The organism is Fundidesulfovibrio sp. YSD1, from assembly GCF_055397115.1.
The window spans coordinates 3,480,616-3,494,214 of the sequence record NZ_AP043666.1 but is presented as its reverse complement, the minus strand read 5'-3'; the positions used below and the strand labels follow the sequence as shown (position 1 = coordinate 3,494,214).

Annotated in this window: 15 protein-coding genes and 1 pseudogene; 10 read left to right on the top strand and 6 right to left on the bottom strand. The window is 68.0% G+C overall.

The window, feature by feature from the left end:
* The first annotated feature begins 1 nt into the window (after window position 1).
* The 3 genes from ACZ5V4_RS16235 (at window position 2) to ACZ5V4_RS16225 (ending at window position 3,106) form a co-directional block, all read left to right on the top strand.
* On the top strand, window positions 2-1,324 hold the full coding sequence (locus ACZ5V4_RS16235; RefSeq protein ID WP_464315913.1) for a TolB family protein: 1,323 nt from the start codon (window positions 2-4) through the stop codon (window positions 1,322-1,324).
* 179 nt (window positions 1,325-1,503) lie between these two features.
* On the top strand, window positions 1,504-2,010 hold the full coding sequence (gene pal / locus ACZ5V4_RS16230) for a peptidoglycan-associated lipoprotein Pal (RefSeq protein ID WP_464315912.1): 507 nt from the start codon (window positions 1,504-1,506) through the stop codon (window positions 2,008-2,010).
* A 118-nt stretch (window positions 2,011-2,128) separates the two neighbouring features.
* Complete coding sequence (locus ACZ5V4_RS16225) at window positions 2,129-3,106, top strand: alpha/beta hydrolase (protein WP_464315911.1); 978 nt, start codon at window positions 2,129-2,131, stop codon at window positions 3,104-3,106.
* An 81-nt stretch (window positions 3,107-3,187) separates the two neighbouring features.
* Here ACZ5V4_RS16225 and ACZ5V4_RS16220 read toward each other — a convergent pair whose 3' ends face one another.
* Both ACZ5V4_RS16220 and ACZ5V4_RS16215 read right to left on the bottom strand, forming a co-directional pair.
* Window positions 3,188-3,763: a flavodoxin family protein gene (locus ACZ5V4_RS16220; protein ID WP_464315910.1), complete on the bottom strand. Its 576-nt coding sequence runs from the start codon at window positions 3,761-3,763 to the stop codon at window positions 3,188-3,190.
* Window positions 3,764-3,772: 9 nt separating this feature from the next.
* Window positions 3,773-4,426, bottom strand: a complete 654-nt coding sequence (locus tag ACZ5V4_RS16215; protein ID WP_464315909.1) for a lactate utilization protein — start codon at window positions 4,424-4,426, stop codon at window positions 3,773-3,775.
* Window positions 4,427-4,598: 172 nt separating this feature from the next.
* Here ACZ5V4_RS16215 and rpmH point away from each other — a divergent pair, with 172 nt between their 5' ends.
* The 7 genes and pseudogenes from rpmH (at window position 4,599) to ACZ5V4_RS16180 (ending at window position 9,180) form a co-directional block, all read left to right on the top strand.
* Complete coding sequence (gene rpmH / locus ACZ5V4_RS16210) at window positions 4,599-4,733, top strand: 50S ribosomal protein L34 (protein WP_464317845.1); 135 nt, start codon at window positions 4,599-4,601, stop codon at window positions 4,731-4,733.
* A 14-nt stretch (window positions 4,734-4,747) separates the two neighbouring features.
* A pseudogene (rnpA, locus tag ACZ5V4_RS16205) lies at window positions 4,748-5,110 on the top strand (ribonuclease P protein component); the annotation flags it as partial.
* A gap of 8 nt (window positions 5,111-5,118) precedes the next feature.
* Complete coding sequence (yidD, locus tag ACZ5V4_RS16200; RefSeq protein WP_464315908.1) at window positions 5,119-5,448, top strand: membrane protein insertion efficiency factor YidD; 330 nt, start codon at window positions 5,119-5,121, stop codon at window positions 5,446-5,448.
* 10 nt (window positions 5,449-5,458) lie between these two features.
* Window positions 5,459-7,087 (top strand): membrane protein insertase YidC, encoded by a 1,629-nt coding sequence (gene yidC, locus ACZ5V4_RS16195; protein ID WP_464315907.1) that lies wholly within the window; start codon window positions 5,459-5,461, stop codon window positions 7,085-7,087.
* Between the two features lie 10 nt (window positions 7,088-7,097).
* Window positions 7,098-8,150 carry an RNA-binding cell elongation regulator Jag/EloR gene (jag, locus tag ACZ5V4_RS16190; RefSeq protein WP_464315906.1) on the top strand — a complete coding sequence of 351 codons (1,053 nt, stop codon included), beginning with the start codon at window positions 7,098-7,100 and terminating at the stop codon, window positions 8,148-8,150.
* Window positions 8,151-8,332: 182 nt separating this feature from the next.
* Window positions 8,333-8,650, top strand: a complete 318-nt coding sequence (locus ACZ5V4_RS16185) for a DMT family transporter (RefSeq protein WP_464315905.1) — start codon at window positions 8,333-8,335, stop codon at window positions 8,648-8,650.
* A 92-nt stretch (window positions 8,651-8,742) separates the two neighbouring features.
* Entirely contained in the window at window positions 8,743-9,180 is a 438-nt protein-coding gene (locus tag ACZ5V4_RS16180; RefSeq protein WP_464315904.1) for a hypothetical protein, read from the top strand.
* A gap of 85 nt (window positions 9,181-9,265) precedes the next feature.
* Here ACZ5V4_RS16180 and ACZ5V4_RS16175 read toward each other — a convergent pair whose 3' ends face one another.
* From ACZ5V4_RS16175 to ACZ5V4_RS16160, 4 genes are read right to left on the bottom strand one after another with little or no spacing between them, the layout of a single operon-like run.
* Window positions 9,266-10,468, bottom strand: coding sequence for an AMIN domain-containing protein (locus ACZ5V4_RS16175; protein ID WP_464315903.1), 1,203 nt, complete (start codon window positions 10,466-10,468; stop codon window positions 9,266-9,268).
* Between the two features lie 7 nt (window positions 10,469-10,475).
* Window positions 10,476-11,504, bottom strand: a complete 1,029-nt coding sequence (locus ACZ5V4_RS16170; RefSeq protein WP_464315902.1) for a GH39 family glycosyl hydrolase — start codon at window positions 11,502-11,504, stop codon at window positions 10,476-10,478.
* Window positions 11,501-12,442, bottom strand: coding sequence for a glycosyltransferase (locus ACZ5V4_RS16165; protein ID WP_464315901.1), 942 nt, complete (start codon window positions 12,440-12,442; stop codon window positions 11,501-11,503). Before ACZ5V4_RS16165 ends, ACZ5V4_RS16170 begins: the two co-directional genes overlap by 4 nt.
* Window positions 12,439-13,596, bottom strand: a complete 1,158-nt coding sequence (locus tag ACZ5V4_RS16160) for a glycosyltransferase family 4 protein (RefSeq protein ID WP_464315900.1) — start codon at window positions 13,594-13,596, stop codon at window positions 12,439-12,441. Before ACZ5V4_RS16160 ends, ACZ5V4_RS16165 begins: the two co-directional genes overlap by 4 nt.
* Window positions 13,597-13,599 lie beyond the last annotated feature (3 nt).

The following is a 13,599-nucleotide window of genomic DNA, read 5'->3' as shown; positions in this document are numbered from 1 at the left end:
CATGAAGCGACTCAGCACCACCCTCGCCTGCGCGTTGGCTGCCCTCGCACTCATTGCCTCGGGCGCGCCCGCCCGCGCCCAGGACACCCTGGCCATCGAGATCCAGGGGCCGGGCCAGGCCCGCATGAACATCGCCCAGTCCAAGCCCTTCGGCGACGGCAACCTGCCCGCCGACGCGCAGTACCTGAACGAACTCATCCGCAAGAACCTGGCGTTCATGCCCTTCCTCAAGGTCATGAGCGATTCCGACATCCTGGGCGGCGGCGCCCTGGCCGGGCCCAAGGCCGACCAGATCGACTTCAAGCCCTTCTCCCTGGCCAAGGTGGACCTGGTGGTCACCTCGGTGTGGAAGCCCGGCAAGGGCCTGGGCGACGTGGAGCTGCGCGCCTACGAGGTGTTCTCCCAGAAGATGCTCCTGGGCAAGCAGTACGCGGGCCTCACCCGCGACCAGCTCCCCGAGGTGGCGGACCGCTTCTGCATGGAGCTCATGGCCCTGCTCACGGGCCAGGGAACCATCTTCAAGTCCAAGCTGGCCTTCGTGCGCCCCACGAGCAAGGGCAAGGACATCTGGATGGTCGGGGCCATGGGCCGCGACCTGACCCAGGTGACCCGCTACGGCGACCTGGGCATGGCCATCTCCCCGGCCTGGTCCTGGGACGGCGGGCGCATCTGCTTCACGCTGATCGGCTCCTCGTCGCACTACCTGGGCGTGTGGAGCGGCGGCAAGGCCAACGTGTACACGCTGCCCTCCTCCACGGTGATCAGCCCGCACTTCATGCCCAACGGCACCATCGCCGTGGGCATGAACATGCGCCAGAACACGGACATCTACACCCTGGACGGCTCCTACAAGAACGTGGCCTCCACCCTGGTGGCGGACTCCTCCATCGACGTCTCCCCCAGCTTCGACCAGTCCGGGAACCTGATGGCCTACGTGTCCGACAAGCTGGGCAACCCCAACATCTTCATCAAGGACATGGCCTCGGGCTCCACCCGCCGCGCCTCCAAGTCCGGCTACAACACCAACCCCTGCATGAGCCCGGACGGCAAGTTCGTCACCTACTCCAAGCAGGCCGGGGGCGGGCACCGCATCTTCGTCTACGAGCTGGCCACCGACACCGAAAAGCAGATCAGCTACGGCCCCGGCTCCGACGAAAACCCGAGCTTCGCGCCCGACAGCTACTTCGTCGCCTTCTCCTCCAGCAGGGGCGGGCCGCGCCAGATCTACCTGACCACCCGCAACGGCGACAACGCGGTGCTCATCCCCACCGGCCCCGGCGAGGCGCTCATGCCCGCCTTCAGCCCCGTGGCCGGGAAAGACTGACGCCTGACCAAGGGCGGGGGCCGGTTCGCGCCGCCCCCCGCAAGGTACGCATGACAGGGCGCTTGCCTTTTTCATGCAAGAGAGTATGAGTTGCGGCCGTCAGCGCAAGACGTTCCACAGCGCTGACGTAACGCGGTAATGGGTGGCCGCGTCATGTATCGCAAGAGGAGGAAAACTGAATGAAAAGTAGACTGTTGTTGGCCGTTATGGCGCTTCTGTGTCTTTCCCTGATGAGCTTCGGCTGCGCCAGCAAGAAGGTGGCCGGTCCGGACAAGGACAACTGGGAGGAGCAGGAGCGCGAGCGCCTCGCCCGCGAGCGCGAACTGCGTGAGAAGCTGGGCCGCGTGGCCGGAGAGCTGGGCACCATGATCCACTTCGACCTCGACCGCTACGACCTGAAGCCCGAAGCCCGCCAGGTCCTGACCCGCAAGGCCGAGATCATGAAGCAGTACCCCGAGATCAAGCTGGTCGTGGAAGGCCACTGCGACGAGCGCGGCACCGCCGAGTACAACCTGGCCCTGGGCGAGCGCCGCGCCCGCGCCGCCGCCGACTACCTGGTCAACCTGGGCGTGGCCGCCGGCAAGCTCTCCATCGTGAGCTACGGCAAGGAGCGCCCCCTGGACCCCGGCCACAGCGAAGCCGCCTGGGCCAAGAACCGCCGCGACGAGTTCAAGCCCAGCTACTAGGCCAGGCCGTCACGACGCTTTCGACGAAGGCCGCGGAGAGATCCGCGGCCTTTTTCGTGCTTCGTTTCCGTATGCGCCGCGTTTGACATCCCCGCCGAGTTCTGACAGCCCCACCACCATGAACACGAACTCCCCCTCCCTCGATTCGCTGCCCATCGAGCCCGTCACCCTGGAATGGCTCAAGGCCCGCGCGGCCATGAACCTGCCCCCCATCTGGGAGGTGCCCGTGGACCGCGCCCGCGCCGCGCTGGAGGCCGCCCAGGCCCAGCATCCCGGCAAGCCCCGCGCGCTCTCGGACGACCTGGAAATCCCGGCGGGGGAATACGGCAAGGTGCCCGTGCGCCTGCTCAGGCCGTCCGGCGTGCCGGGCAAGCGCCCCATCGTGGTCTACCTGCACGGCGGGGGCTGGGTGGTGGGCAGCCCGGACAGCCACGACCGCTTCGCCCGCGACGTGGTCGAAGCCTCGGGCGCGGCCCTGGCTGTGGTGCACTACTCGCGCGCTCCGGAGGCGCGCTACCCCGTGGCCCTGGAGGAGACCTACGCCGTCACGGCCTGGCTGGCCGGGAACGGCGCGGCCCTGGGCCTGGACGAATCGCGCGTGGCCATCCTGGGCGACAGCTCGGGCGGGAACCTCGCCGCCGCCACGGCGCTCTTGGCCAAGCGCCGGGGCGGCCCGCAGCTCAAGCACCAGACGCTCATCTATCCCGTGACGGACGCCGCCTGCTCGAGCCCCTCCTACATGCAGTTCGAGAACGGCCCCAACCTCACGCGCAAGGCCATGCAATGGTACTGGGACCAGTACGCCCCGGAAGGACAATCCAGGGACGCGGACACCTTTTCCCTGGCAAGCGCCTCCGTGGAGGACCTGCGCGGCCTGCCCCCGGCCCTGGTGGCCACGGCGGAGTTCGACGTGCTGCGCGACGAGGGCGAGGCCTACGCGGCCATGCTCATCAAGGCGGGCGTGCCGGTCACGGCCACGCGCTACCTGGGCACGGTCCACGGCTTCGCCTCGCACAACCCGCTGGCGGGCACCCCGGCCACCCGGGCGCTGGTGGCCCAGATCGGCGCGGCCCTCAAGGAAGCCTTCAAGGTCTGAGACATAAAAAAGACCGGCCGGGGGAGCGATCCCCCGGCCGGTTCGGCATTACGGTGTCCGCGCGGGGCAGGCCCCGCCGGTTCAGGCGTGCAGCTTCTTGAGCAGCCAGGCCATGTTGCGGCCCAGGTCGCGCATGGTGCGCATGCCCTCCTGGTCGCCTTCCACCTGGCCGATGTCCCGGCCGAAGCCCATGTTCCAGTAGCTGGACCCGGCCACCACCATCTCGCTCACCAGGAAGAAGGAGTTGAGCGTGTTGAAGGCCTGGATGCCCCCGCCCCGGCGCATGGTGACGATCCCGGCCCCGGCCTTGCGCGCGAACATGTTCTCGCAGGCCCTGGCCACCATCCCGGCGCGTTCGATCACGGCGCGAATCCCGGCCGTGGCGTCCGCGAAGTAGGTGGGCGAGGCCAGGATGATCCCGTCGGCGTCGAGCATCAGCTCGATCAGGGCGTTCAGGCCGTCCTTCTTCACGGCGCAGCGCCTGTCCTTGCGCTTGAAGCACTCGTAGCAGGCCGTGCAGCCGGTGATCTTCGTCACGCCCAGCTGCTCCATCTGCGTCTCGATGCCCTCGCTCTCCAGCTCGTCGAAGACGGCGCGCACCATGATGGCGGTGTTGCCGTCCTTGCGGGCGCTCCCGTTGATGGCCAGAACCTTCATGCGTTTCTCCTAGAAGCCCAGGTCTTCGTTGATGAGCACCACGATGATGCGCTCCTTGGGAGCGGACTTGAGCGTGATCGCCCAGTGGTTGCAGATGCGCTCGGGCGAGGGGCAGTCCTGGCAGCGGTGGGTGGCCACGCAGGGCGTCTTCTTGTCCAGGCGCGCGGCGTTGACCGGGGCGGCCAGGTCGCGGATGTGCTCCATGGCCGCGAACTCGTCGGAGCAGAGCTTGTTGCGCCCGGCCAGCACGATCACCCTCTTGGGGCCGAAGGTGATGGAGGCGGCGCGGTTGCCGGTGCCGTCCAGGTTGACCAGCACGCCGGTCTCGGTGACGGCGTTGGTGCTGGTCAAAAAGAGGTCGCACAACAGGGCCTGGCGGCGCAGCTCGATCATCTCGGCCGGCGGCAGGGAGTAGTTGTAGGTGTCGAAAATCTTGAGTCCGGGCAGGGCCTTGACCTCGTCGTAGAGGCCGGAGCCCGCGATGGTCATGGAGCCGCCGAAGGCCACGGAGCCGGGGGCGCACTGGGGGATCAGGGTTTCGAGCACGAGCTTCTTCGCTTCCTCGGCGGTGTCCACCACGTGGGCGGCGAAGTTGTTCTTGCGCAGGGCGGCGGCGGCTTCCTCGAGCCGGGCCTTGTGGAATTCGAGGCGTTTGGGATGCATGGCGAGTCCTTGTTGACAGAAGGTTGAACGGGCCTTACGACAGCCAGGGATTTTAGCTCCGGACCGCGCCCAAGTCCAGCGGGTGCGCGGGACCGGTCATTTTGCTTGACTCGGGGTGTTCAAGCGGCTATTAAGCCGAGTTCCTTTTTTCATCAAGATATGGAGACGATTCATGAAAAGAACGTACCAGCCCTCCAAGACCAGGCGCAAACGCACTCACGGCTTCCTGGTGCGCTCCAGCACGAAGAACGGCAGGGCCATCCTGCGCCGCCGCCGTGCCAAGGGCCGCAAACGCTTAGGCATCTAGGTTTCCCCAAGGCCTTTCACCTGGTCCGGCGCCGGGAGTTCCTTGCTTGCTACGAGCAGGGACGGCGCCTCCACTCAAAAGGCTTCATCCTTTTCGTGCTCCAACGGCCGGCCCCGCCCGAACACTGGAGGGTTGGGCTGGCCGTGAGCAAGAAAACCGGCCATGCGGTGTTGCGCAACCGGGTGAAGAGGCTTCTGAGGGAATTCTTCCGGCTCCACGGCCCCGAGATCCCCGGCGGGATCGATATCGTGGCGGTTCCGAAAAAACACCTCGACGCAGCAGGCCTGACGCTCGACATCCTGACCAGGGATCTCGAGCCGGTCATCTCGAAACTGAAGGCCAGCCCGGAACCAGCTTCCCGCCGCGCGGACTCTTGAAAAGCCGCATGCAGCCGGACGGGTCCTCCCAGGACCCTCAATCCAGGCCCACGGGCCCGGTTCGGGATACTATGCAAAGGCTTTTATTGGCGCTCATCGCCTTGTACCGGTATTGCCTTTCGCCCCTTATTCCCGGGCATTGCCGGTTCACCCCATCCTGTTCGGAGTACGCCCGAGAGGCCGTTCTCCGCTTCGGAGCCTTTCGCGGCGCGCTGCTCGCCGCCTGGCGGCTTCTGCGCTGCCAGCCCCTTTGCAAGCCCGGTTACGACCCAGTCCCCCAAAACCTGAGCTGGCGCGCGTTCACCACGCGGCGCCGCGCGCGGCTCGCCGCGAAATAGGACGTTTCCAATGGAAAACAACAAGCGCGTTTTGCTCGCCATCGTCCTCTGCCTGGGCGTGCTCATCGGCTGGCAGTACTTCTTCCCCCAAAACGCCTTGATCCAGAAGGCTCCCCAGGAACAGTCCCAGAAAGCGGCCACGCCCTCCCCGGCCCAGCCCAAGCCCGACTCCAAATCCGACTCCAAGCCCGACGCCTCCATGGCCGCCGCCGAGCCCACTCCCGGCAGCCCCGTGACCGTCTCCACCCCGCTCTACAAGGCGGTGCTCCTGGATTCCGGCGGCGTGCTCAAGCATTTCAGCCTGAACAAGTATAAGCTCTCCATGGCCAAGGACTCCCCGAGCATGGACCTCGTCTCGCCCCAGGCCGGGAGCAAGGCCCCCATGGGCCTGATCGTCGACGGCAAGGCCACCTGGCGCGAAGCCAAGTGGACCACCGACGCCAAGGACACCACCGTGGAGCCGGGCAAGTCCGTGACCCTGACCTTCAACGGCGTCCTGGGCGACCTGGCCATCAAGCGCGAATTGACCTTCCACGCCGACAAGTACGAAGTCGACGAAGCCGTGACCCTGGTCTCCAAGACCGCTCAGGTCTCCCGCCTGGCCTTCACCCTGGCAGCGGGCAGCCTCACCGGCGGCGAGGACAACTACAACCCCACCCGCGCCGCCTACCTGACCAAGAGCCTCGAGGAGGTCACCGACCTGGAGAAGCTCAAGGAAGGCAAGGTCATCGCCACCGGCGGGCGCTGGGCCGCGGTCGAAAGCAACTACTTCATCTCCGCCCTGATCCCCACCGGCGAGGCCGCGCTGAAGCTCCAGCACATCGACTCCGTCACCCGCCTGGCCGCCGAGAAGGAGAACATCTCCCTGGCCGCGGGCCAGCCCGCCCAGGTCAAGAACAGCTACTACCTCGGCCCCAAGGAGCGCTCCACCCTGGCCTCCGCGCCCGGCGACCTGAAGGAGGCCCTGAACTACGGCTGGTTCCACGTGCTGGCCGAGGCCTGCCTGTGGCTCCTGCATTTCCTCTACGGCTACGTGCACAACTACGGCGTGGCCATCATCATCCTGACGGTGATCATCAAGCTGCTGTTCTGGCCGCTCTCGCACAAGAGCTACCAGTCCATGGAAAAGATGCGCAAGCTCCAGCCCATGATGGCCGCCATCCGCGAGAAGCACGGCGAGGACCGCCAGAAGATGAACGAAGAGCTCATGCAGCTCTACAAGACCTACAAGGTCAACCCCGCCGGGGGCTGCCTGCCCATCCTGGTGCAGATCCCGGTGTTCTTCGGCCTCTACCAGGCCCTGCTCAACTCCATCGAGCTGCGCCACGCCGCGTTCATCGCCCACGTGCCCTTCACGGACATCACCTGGCTGGCCGACCTCTCCGCCAAGGACCCCTTCTACGTCACGCCGCTGATCATGGGCGCGACCATGTTCATCCAGCAGAAGATGTCGCCCCCGCCCGGCGACCCGACCCAGGCCAAGATCATGCTCTTCATGCCGGTGATCTTCACCTTCATGTTCCTGAACTTCCCCTCCGGCCTGGTGATCTACTGGCTGGTGAACAACGTGCTCTCCATCGTGCAGCAGGGCCTGTTGATGAAGGGCAGCTCCCCGAAGGCGGCGGCGAAGAAGGCGTAGGAAGGCCCACATGAGCGACTTCAACACTTTCACCGGCAAGACGGTCGACGACGCCATCAACGAGGCCTGCCGGTTCTTCGCCACCGGGCGCGAGCGCCTGGAGGTGGAGATCATCACCGGCGGCTCCACCGGCATCTTCGGGCTGGTGGGCAAGAAGAAGGCCCAGGTCAGGGCCCGGCGCAGGGTGGACCCGGCCGTGGCAGCGCTGCTCGAAGCCGAGGAGCGCCAGGCCCAGGCCGCCCAGGCCCAGGCCCAGGCTCAGGCCGAAGCCGAACCGGCCGCGCAGGCCGAGGCCCCGCAGGCCCCGCAGGCCCCGGCGCGCGAGGAAGGCCCGGCCCGCTCCCGCAAGCCCAGGCCGAGGCGCCCCGAGCGGCCCGCCAGGCCCCGCGAGGAGGGCCAGAACGGTTCGCGCCCCAAGCCCCCCGAGGCCACGGACGCTCCGGACCAGGGCGGGGAAGCCCCGCGGGAGCGCCAGCGCCCGCAGGAGCCCAGGGCCGAAAGGCCCAGGCCCGCGCCCAGGGCCAGGGTGGAAGCCCTCGAGGACGACCTCCCGGAAGAGCACGACCCGACTCCCGCCTCGCCGGAGCTCATCGCGCTGGCGGGCGAGATCATGTCCAGGCTGCTCACCCCCATCCTCGGGCAGGAGCCCGTGGTGGAGGTGGAGGGCAGCGCCACGCGCATAAGCGTGCTCATCCAGGACGAGGAGCACTCCGGCCTGCTCATCGGCCGCGAGGGCCAGACCCTGGCCGCGCTCCAGTACCTGGCCAACCGGATCATGGCCCGTCGCTGGGAGACCCCGGTGCGCGTGCAGGTGAACACCGGCGAGTACCGCGAGAAGCAGGACGACAACCTGCGCAAGATGGCCGCCTTCCTGGCGGACAAGGCCCGCAACCTGGGCCGTCCCCAGAGCACCAAGCCCTTGAGTTCGTACCACCGCCGCGTGATCCACATGGCCCTGCAGGGCGACGAGACCATCCAGACGCGCAGCAAGGGCGAAGGCCCCATGAAGCGCGTGATCATCGTGCCGCGCAGGCCCAAGGGAGACTCCCAGCCGTCGCGTTAGCGCCCGCAAGGGCGGAACAGGAACGCAAGGCCGGGGGAGACCCCGGCCTTTTTCGTTCCCCGGCCTGGCTTGCCCCCGCGCCGGGGCAAAAGACGCCTTCTTCCTGTTGACCGGGCCCCGGGACGACCCGGGGGCCCGAACCCGCAAAAGGGGACGACCCCGCAACCAGTCAGGAGAACATCATGGCGTGGACACTTCTTTTCGTGGCCGCCGCGTTCGAGATCGCCTGGGCGGCCGGGCTCAAGTCGACCCAGGGTTTCACCCGTTTCTGGCCCACGGTGATCGTCGGGGCGAGCATGGTGGCGAGCATGGTCTTTCTGGGCCTGGCCGCCAAGCAACTGCCCATCGGCACGGCCTACGCGGTCTGGACCGGCATCGGCGCGCTCGGCACCGCAGTGGCGGGCATCTTCTTCTACGGCGAACCGGCCACGGCCGCGCGCCTGGGCTGCATCGCGCTCATCGCCGCGGGGGTCATGGGCCTCAAGGTCTTCTCGGAATAGGGCTTTTTGCTTCGGCGGGAACGCTTCCTGCACTTTCGCCAGCGGCGGGCAATTTCTGCCCGCCGCGACCCGCAGCGCAGGAAGGCCCGCCCATGGAAACCTCCGCTCTTTCCGCCTACTCGAGCTACGCTTCCTCCCAGGTGTCGGGCGTGAGCGCCGCGCGCACGTCCGGCTCCGGCTCGTCCGCTTCGGGCACGCAAGCCTCGAGCCAGGATTCGGTGACCATCTCCGAGGCGGCCGAGCAGCTGCGCAAGATCCTGGCCAAGGGCCGCGGCGAGGCGGCCCAGGACGATTCCGAGAGCCAGGACCCCATCGAGCGCATCAAGAAGAAGATCGAGGAGCTGGAGAAGAAGATCGCACAGGTGGAAGAGAGCTCCGTGCCGGACGCCACCAAGCAGGGCGTGGTCAAGGGCATGGAGGCGGAGCTGGCCTCGTTGCGCCAGCAACTGGCCCAGCTCATGGCCGAGGCGGCCAAGTCCTCCGCCGGGTCCTCCGGAGGCGGCGGCGCGGCGAGCTCCAAGCAATCCTAGCCTGTAAGGCCCGAATCAAAAAGAGCGCCCGCGCGCAGGCCCCGAGGGGTCCGCGCGCGGGCGCTTTCCTGTTTTTCCGCCTCCCCTAGTTCGCGGGAGCGGGCCTGGGCAGCCTGACCACCACCGCCTTGGGCTGCTTCTCCACCGAAGGCTCGGGAGCGCCCGAGAGCTCCTTGTCGCGGTAGTCCACCACGAGGCGCAGCTTGTCCGGGTGCGCCCCCACGCGCACCTTCTCGATGAATTCGCCCTGCACGGCCTTGGCGGACGGCCCCGAAACCTGCCAGCCGCCCCAGATGTCCACGGCCAGGCGCGAAGGCCCCTTGGCGTGGAAGGACGTGACGCGCTCCACGGGTCCGTCCGTGACGATGGTCAGCACGAACTCGCCCGCGCGCTCCTCGGCCTTGATCTCCAGGACCTTGCCGCCCTTGGCTTCGCTTGCGGGTTGCTTCGCGGCCTCCTTGGCGAGCTGGCCCTGCACGGGGCCGGGTACGCCCTTTTCGGCGGGGGCGGCCTCCTGGGCCTTGGGCTTTGCATCCTCGACGAGCTTTTCCGCACTCTCGACCGGGCCTGGGCCGGGCGCAGCCGGAGCTTCCTGCGGGCTGGGCACGGACGACGGGGCCGAAACCTCCCCGGGCTTGCCGCCGGACGGATTGGCCTCGGGGGCCGCGGCCGCCTGGGGCGCGCCCGCCTCCGGAGCATTGGCGACGCTATTTTCGTCCTTGGGAGCCGGGTCCGGGGCCTTGGGCGGCGCGGCGGGCTTTTCGGCCTTGCCCGCGTCCGCCGGGGCGGAAGCCACCGGGGACGTGCGCCCGAGCTTGGCGGCGCGGGCCTTGTCCTTGTCGTCGGTCACCCTGGGCTGGGAGAGCGCCGGGCTCGAAGGCAGGGCCGCCACCTCCACGGCCGCCGGGGCAGGCTCCCCGGCCTCTTTCGGCTGCGCCTCGGGAGCGGCCGGGGCGGGGTCTGCCTTGGCAGCGGCCTCCTTGGGGGCCGGAGGGGCTTGCGCCGGAGCCTCGGCCTTGGGCGCGGGCTCCTCCTTCTTCTGCTGCGCCTGGGGCTCCGCGACGGGCCGTGCGACCGGCTCCTGCGCGGCCTTGGGCGCGGGCTCCTGGTACACCTGGGGCACCGGAGCTTTCGGGGCCTGGGCCACCGGGGCCGGAGGCGGCGACGTCTCCGAAGGCAGGGTGCGGAAAGGATTGCGGAACTGGAACATGTTCAGCGAAAGCCCCAGGAACAGGGCGATCACCACGATCACGATCTTCAGGAAGACGGGGTTCTTGCGGTCGGCCATGGGCGGATCACCTTTCCTGTCCGAGGGCCTTGGCCTGTTCAGCATACACGAACGCGGCCGGTTTGGAGATGAAACTGCTGGTGTAGAGCCCGAAGAGGTACTGGGGCGGCCTGTCCCAGTCCAGGAAATAGACTGCCAGCGAAACGTAACCGAAGCGCGTGCGCAGCATCTCCAGCGATTTCTTGAGGTACATGGCCTGGCGCTGCTCGCCCACCTCGGCCGAGGACCAGCCCCACTCGGTGATCCATAGGGGCTTGGAGGACTGGCCGAAGGCCTGCATGATCCTGTGGATCAGGGCGATGTCGTCGAAGTTGTTGTCCCACTGCTTGAACTGGTCGGGCGCGACCCGGGTGTAGGGGTGGATGGCGATGATGTCCGGGAACACGCCGCGCTCGTAGAGCTTCTGCAGAAAGAGATAGCCGGGCATGCTGCCCTCGCCCACGAAGCTCAGGTTGCCCAGGCCCCCGAGGGCTATCTCGGCAGAGGGGTCCACCGAGCGGATGACCTCGCGCATGGCCGTGTACCAGGCCACGTACTGCTCGAAGTTCGCCCGGGGCCGCCAGGCGTCGCTGATGTTCTCTTCGTTCCAGAGTTCCCATTTGCGCACCTTGCCTTTGTAGCGGGCGGCGGCCTCGCGCATGAAATCCTCGTAGCGCTTGAGCCACGCGCCAAACGCCTTGGGCTCCACGGGCACGTGCAGCCAGTACTGGTCCTCCGTGCCCGTGGCCCCGCTGGCCCACGTGGGCGAGCCGTACACGCACATGATGGGCTCGATGCCGGAAGCGCCCAGCATGTCCACGATCTGGTCGAACTGCGACCAGTCGCGCCTGCCCCGCTCCGGCTCCACCTTGTGCCAGAGGAAGCTGTTGCGCGAGTAGCGGGCGAAGACCGTCCTGGCCAGGGTCACGGCCCTGGCGTTGATCCCCTGGTCGTCGCAGAAGGTCATGTCCATGTGCAGGCCGAGCTCCAGGGCCCGCGCGGGGACGGCCGCGCCCAGCATGCAGATGAGCGCGGCCCAGAGGAAGGCCTGCCTCACGGCTGCCGCCTGGGCTTGCTGGGCGGCAATTCGTGGGCGTTCTTGAGCCCGGAGAGGTACCCGGCGATCTTGCCCGCGTCCGCCACGAGCAGAAGCCCGGCGATCATGGCCACGGCCTTGGCCGTGAGCGGATAGGCGTTCAGGGCGCGGAAGTTGCGCACCGGCTGGTAGACGTAGAGCCCGAAGCCCAGGATGAGCGGGATGAACCAGCCCGGCCGCCACATGCCCATGAGCAGCATCTCCAGGCCCGCAGCGTAGGCGCCCAGGCGGATCAGGTGGCGCTTGGTGTGTTGAAGCGCCCTGCCGTCGCCCTGCATGTAGCGGTAGAACTGCCTGAAGACCGCCTTGGCGTCCGGGCGCATGCGCCAGTGGACCACGGCCCTGGGCTCCAGGCGCATGGTGAAGCGGCTCTGGCGGATCATGTTGTGGAACCAGGTGTCCTCGGAGTGCTCCAGCCACTCGGGGTAGCCGCCGAGCTCCTCCCAGACGACCTTGAGGAAGGCCAGGGAGCGGCTGGAGATGGCGTAGCCCTCCAGCTTGTCCTTGGGCCTGAAGATGTTGTGGATGCTGTACTGGCAGGCGTCGAAGAGGCTCGCGATCACCGGGGCGTAGCCGCCCACGACCACGTCCGCGCCCTGAAGGTCGGTGATGCGCTCCAGCCAGTCGTGGTCCAGCACGCAGCCCGCGTCCGTGACCGCGATCAGCTCGCCCGTGGCCAGCTCGATGGCCTTGTTGCGCCCGCTGGCGATGTTGCCCTCGAAGACCTCCAGGCGCGCCTCGAGCGGATGGGAGGAGACGAGCTCGCGCGTGCGGTCCGTGGAGCCGCCGTCCACGATCACGATCTCGTCGGGCTGCCTGGTCTGGGCGGCCACGGAGTCCAGGAAGGCCCCGATGGTCGCTTCCTCGTTCTTCACCGTAAGGATGAGGCTCACTTTCATTGTCGGTATACCTTCTCGTTGAGTTTTTTCACGACCTCGGCCCACGTGTAGCGGGCCAGGACCAGCTCGCGACCCGCCTCGCCCACTCTCCGGGCCAGGCCGTCGTCGCCGAGCACGTCGGCCACGGCGTCGGCCATGGTCCGGGGCGTGTCGGCCACCAGCAGGTGCCTGCCCGGCTCGGCCTCGATGCCCGAGACGCCCACGCTGGTGCTGACCACGGGCACGCCCCAGGAAAAGGCCTCCAGGATCTTGAGCCGCGTGCCGCTGCCCACGCGAAGGGGGCAGACGAACACCCTGGCCAGGCGGAAATACTCCGAGACGTCCTCCACCCTGCCGGTCACGGTCACGTCCGGCCCGGCCAGGGCCAGCACCTCCGGGCGCGGGTCCTTGCCCACCAGGAAGAGCCTGGCCCCGGGGCAGCGTTCCCTGACCAGCGGCCAGACCTCGCGGCGGAACCAGCGCGCTCCGTCCGCGTTGGCAAGATAGCCCATAAGCCCCGTGAACACCACGTCCTTGCCCTGGGGGAAATCCCGCTCGCGCACGCCCTCAACGGCGTTGGGCACGGTGAACGTCTCCGGGTTGGCCTTCAGGAAGAACTCGCGGTCTGATTCGGAGCAGGCCAGCACCGCGTCCATGCGCGCGGCGACCCCGAGCTCGAAGCGGCGCATGAGCGCGCCCTGAACCAGATGGTGCGCCCAGGCGAACACGTTCGAGGCCCGGCGCGCGTTGCCCGCGAGCACGTCGGCCTCCACGTTCTGAGTGTCCATGACCTTCAGGCAGCCAAGGCCCACGGCCAGTTGCGCCCCGTAGGGGTAGACCGCGTGCACGGCGTCCTGACCCTGGGCCAGGCGCGCAAGCTCACGGCGCAGCCTGCGCCCCCCGTAGAGCCCGGCCAGGTAGGGCTTGAGGCGAAGGAGCGAGAGCAGAAGGCTCGCGCATTTGCGCCAGCGCCCGTTCGGAAGTTCCACCGCCTCCACCCTGGGCAGCATGGTCCGCAGGTGCTCCACCGCGAGGGCGTCCGCCGGGGAGCGCACGGTGGTCAAAAGCGTCAGCTCGTGGAACTTCGCCAACTCCGTGAGAAGCCCCATGGTGCGCATCTTGCCGCCCTCGTCCGGCGGCCACGGGCACACGGGCGAATAGAGCAGGATGCGCATGCG

Bases quoted from the DNA above. Each gene is read 5' to 3' on its own strand.
- ACZ5V4_RS16175 (WP_464315903.1), bottom strand. From the start codon at position 10,468: ATGGCCGACCGCAAGAACCCCGTCTTCCTGAAGATCGTGATCGTGGTG.
- ACZ5V4_RS16180 (WP_464315904.1), top strand. From the start codon at position 8,743: ATGGAAACCTCCGCTCTTTCCGCCTACTCGAGCTACGCTTCCTCCCAG.
- pal (WP_464315912.1), top strand. From the start codon at position 1,504: ATGAAAAGTAGACTGTTGTTGGCCGTTATGGCGCTTCTGTGTCTTTCC.
- jag (WP_464315906.1), top strand. From the start codon at position 7,098: ATGAGCGACTTCAACACTTTCACCGGCAAGACGGTCGACGACGCCATC.
- ACZ5V4_RS16215 (WP_464315909.1), bottom strand. From the start codon at position 4,426: ATGCATCCCAAACGCCTCGAATTCCACAAGGCCCGGCTCGAGGAAGCC.
- rpmH (WP_464317845.1), top strand. From the start codon at position 4,599: ATGAAAAGAACGTACCAGCCCTCCAAGACCAGGCGCAAACGCACTCAC.
- ACZ5V4_RS16220 (WP_464315910.1), bottom strand. From the start codon at position 3,763: ATGAAGGTTCTGGCCATCAACGGGAGCGCCCGCAAGGACGGCAACACC.
- ACZ5V4_RS16160 (WP_464315900.1), bottom strand. From the start codon at position 13,596: ATGCGCATCCTGCTCTATTCGCCCGTGTGCCCGTGGCCGCCGGACGAG.
- yidD (WP_464315908.1), top strand. From the start codon at position 5,119: ATGCAGCCGGACGGGTCCTCCCAGGACCCTCAATCCAGGCCCACGGGC.
- ACZ5V4_RS16225 (WP_464315911.1), top strand. From the start codon at position 2,129: ATGAACACGAACTCCCCCTCCCTCGATTCGCTGCCCATCGAGCCCGTC.
- ACZ5V4_RS16185 (WP_464315905.1), top strand. From the start codon at position 8,333: ATGGCGTGGACACTTCTTTTCGTGGCCGCCGCGTTCGAGATCGCCTGG.
- ACZ5V4_RS16165 (WP_464315901.1), bottom strand. From the start codon at position 12,442: ATGAAAGTGAGCCTCATCCTTACGGTGAAGAACGAGGAAGCGACCATC.
- yidC (WP_464315907.1), top strand. From the start codon at position 5,459: ATGGAAAACAACAAGCGCGTTTTGCTCGCCATCGTCCTCTGCCTGGGC.
- ACZ5V4_RS16235 (WP_464315913.1), top strand. From the start codon at position 2: ATGAAGCGACTCAGCACCACCCTCGCCTGCGCGTTGGCTGCCCTCGCA.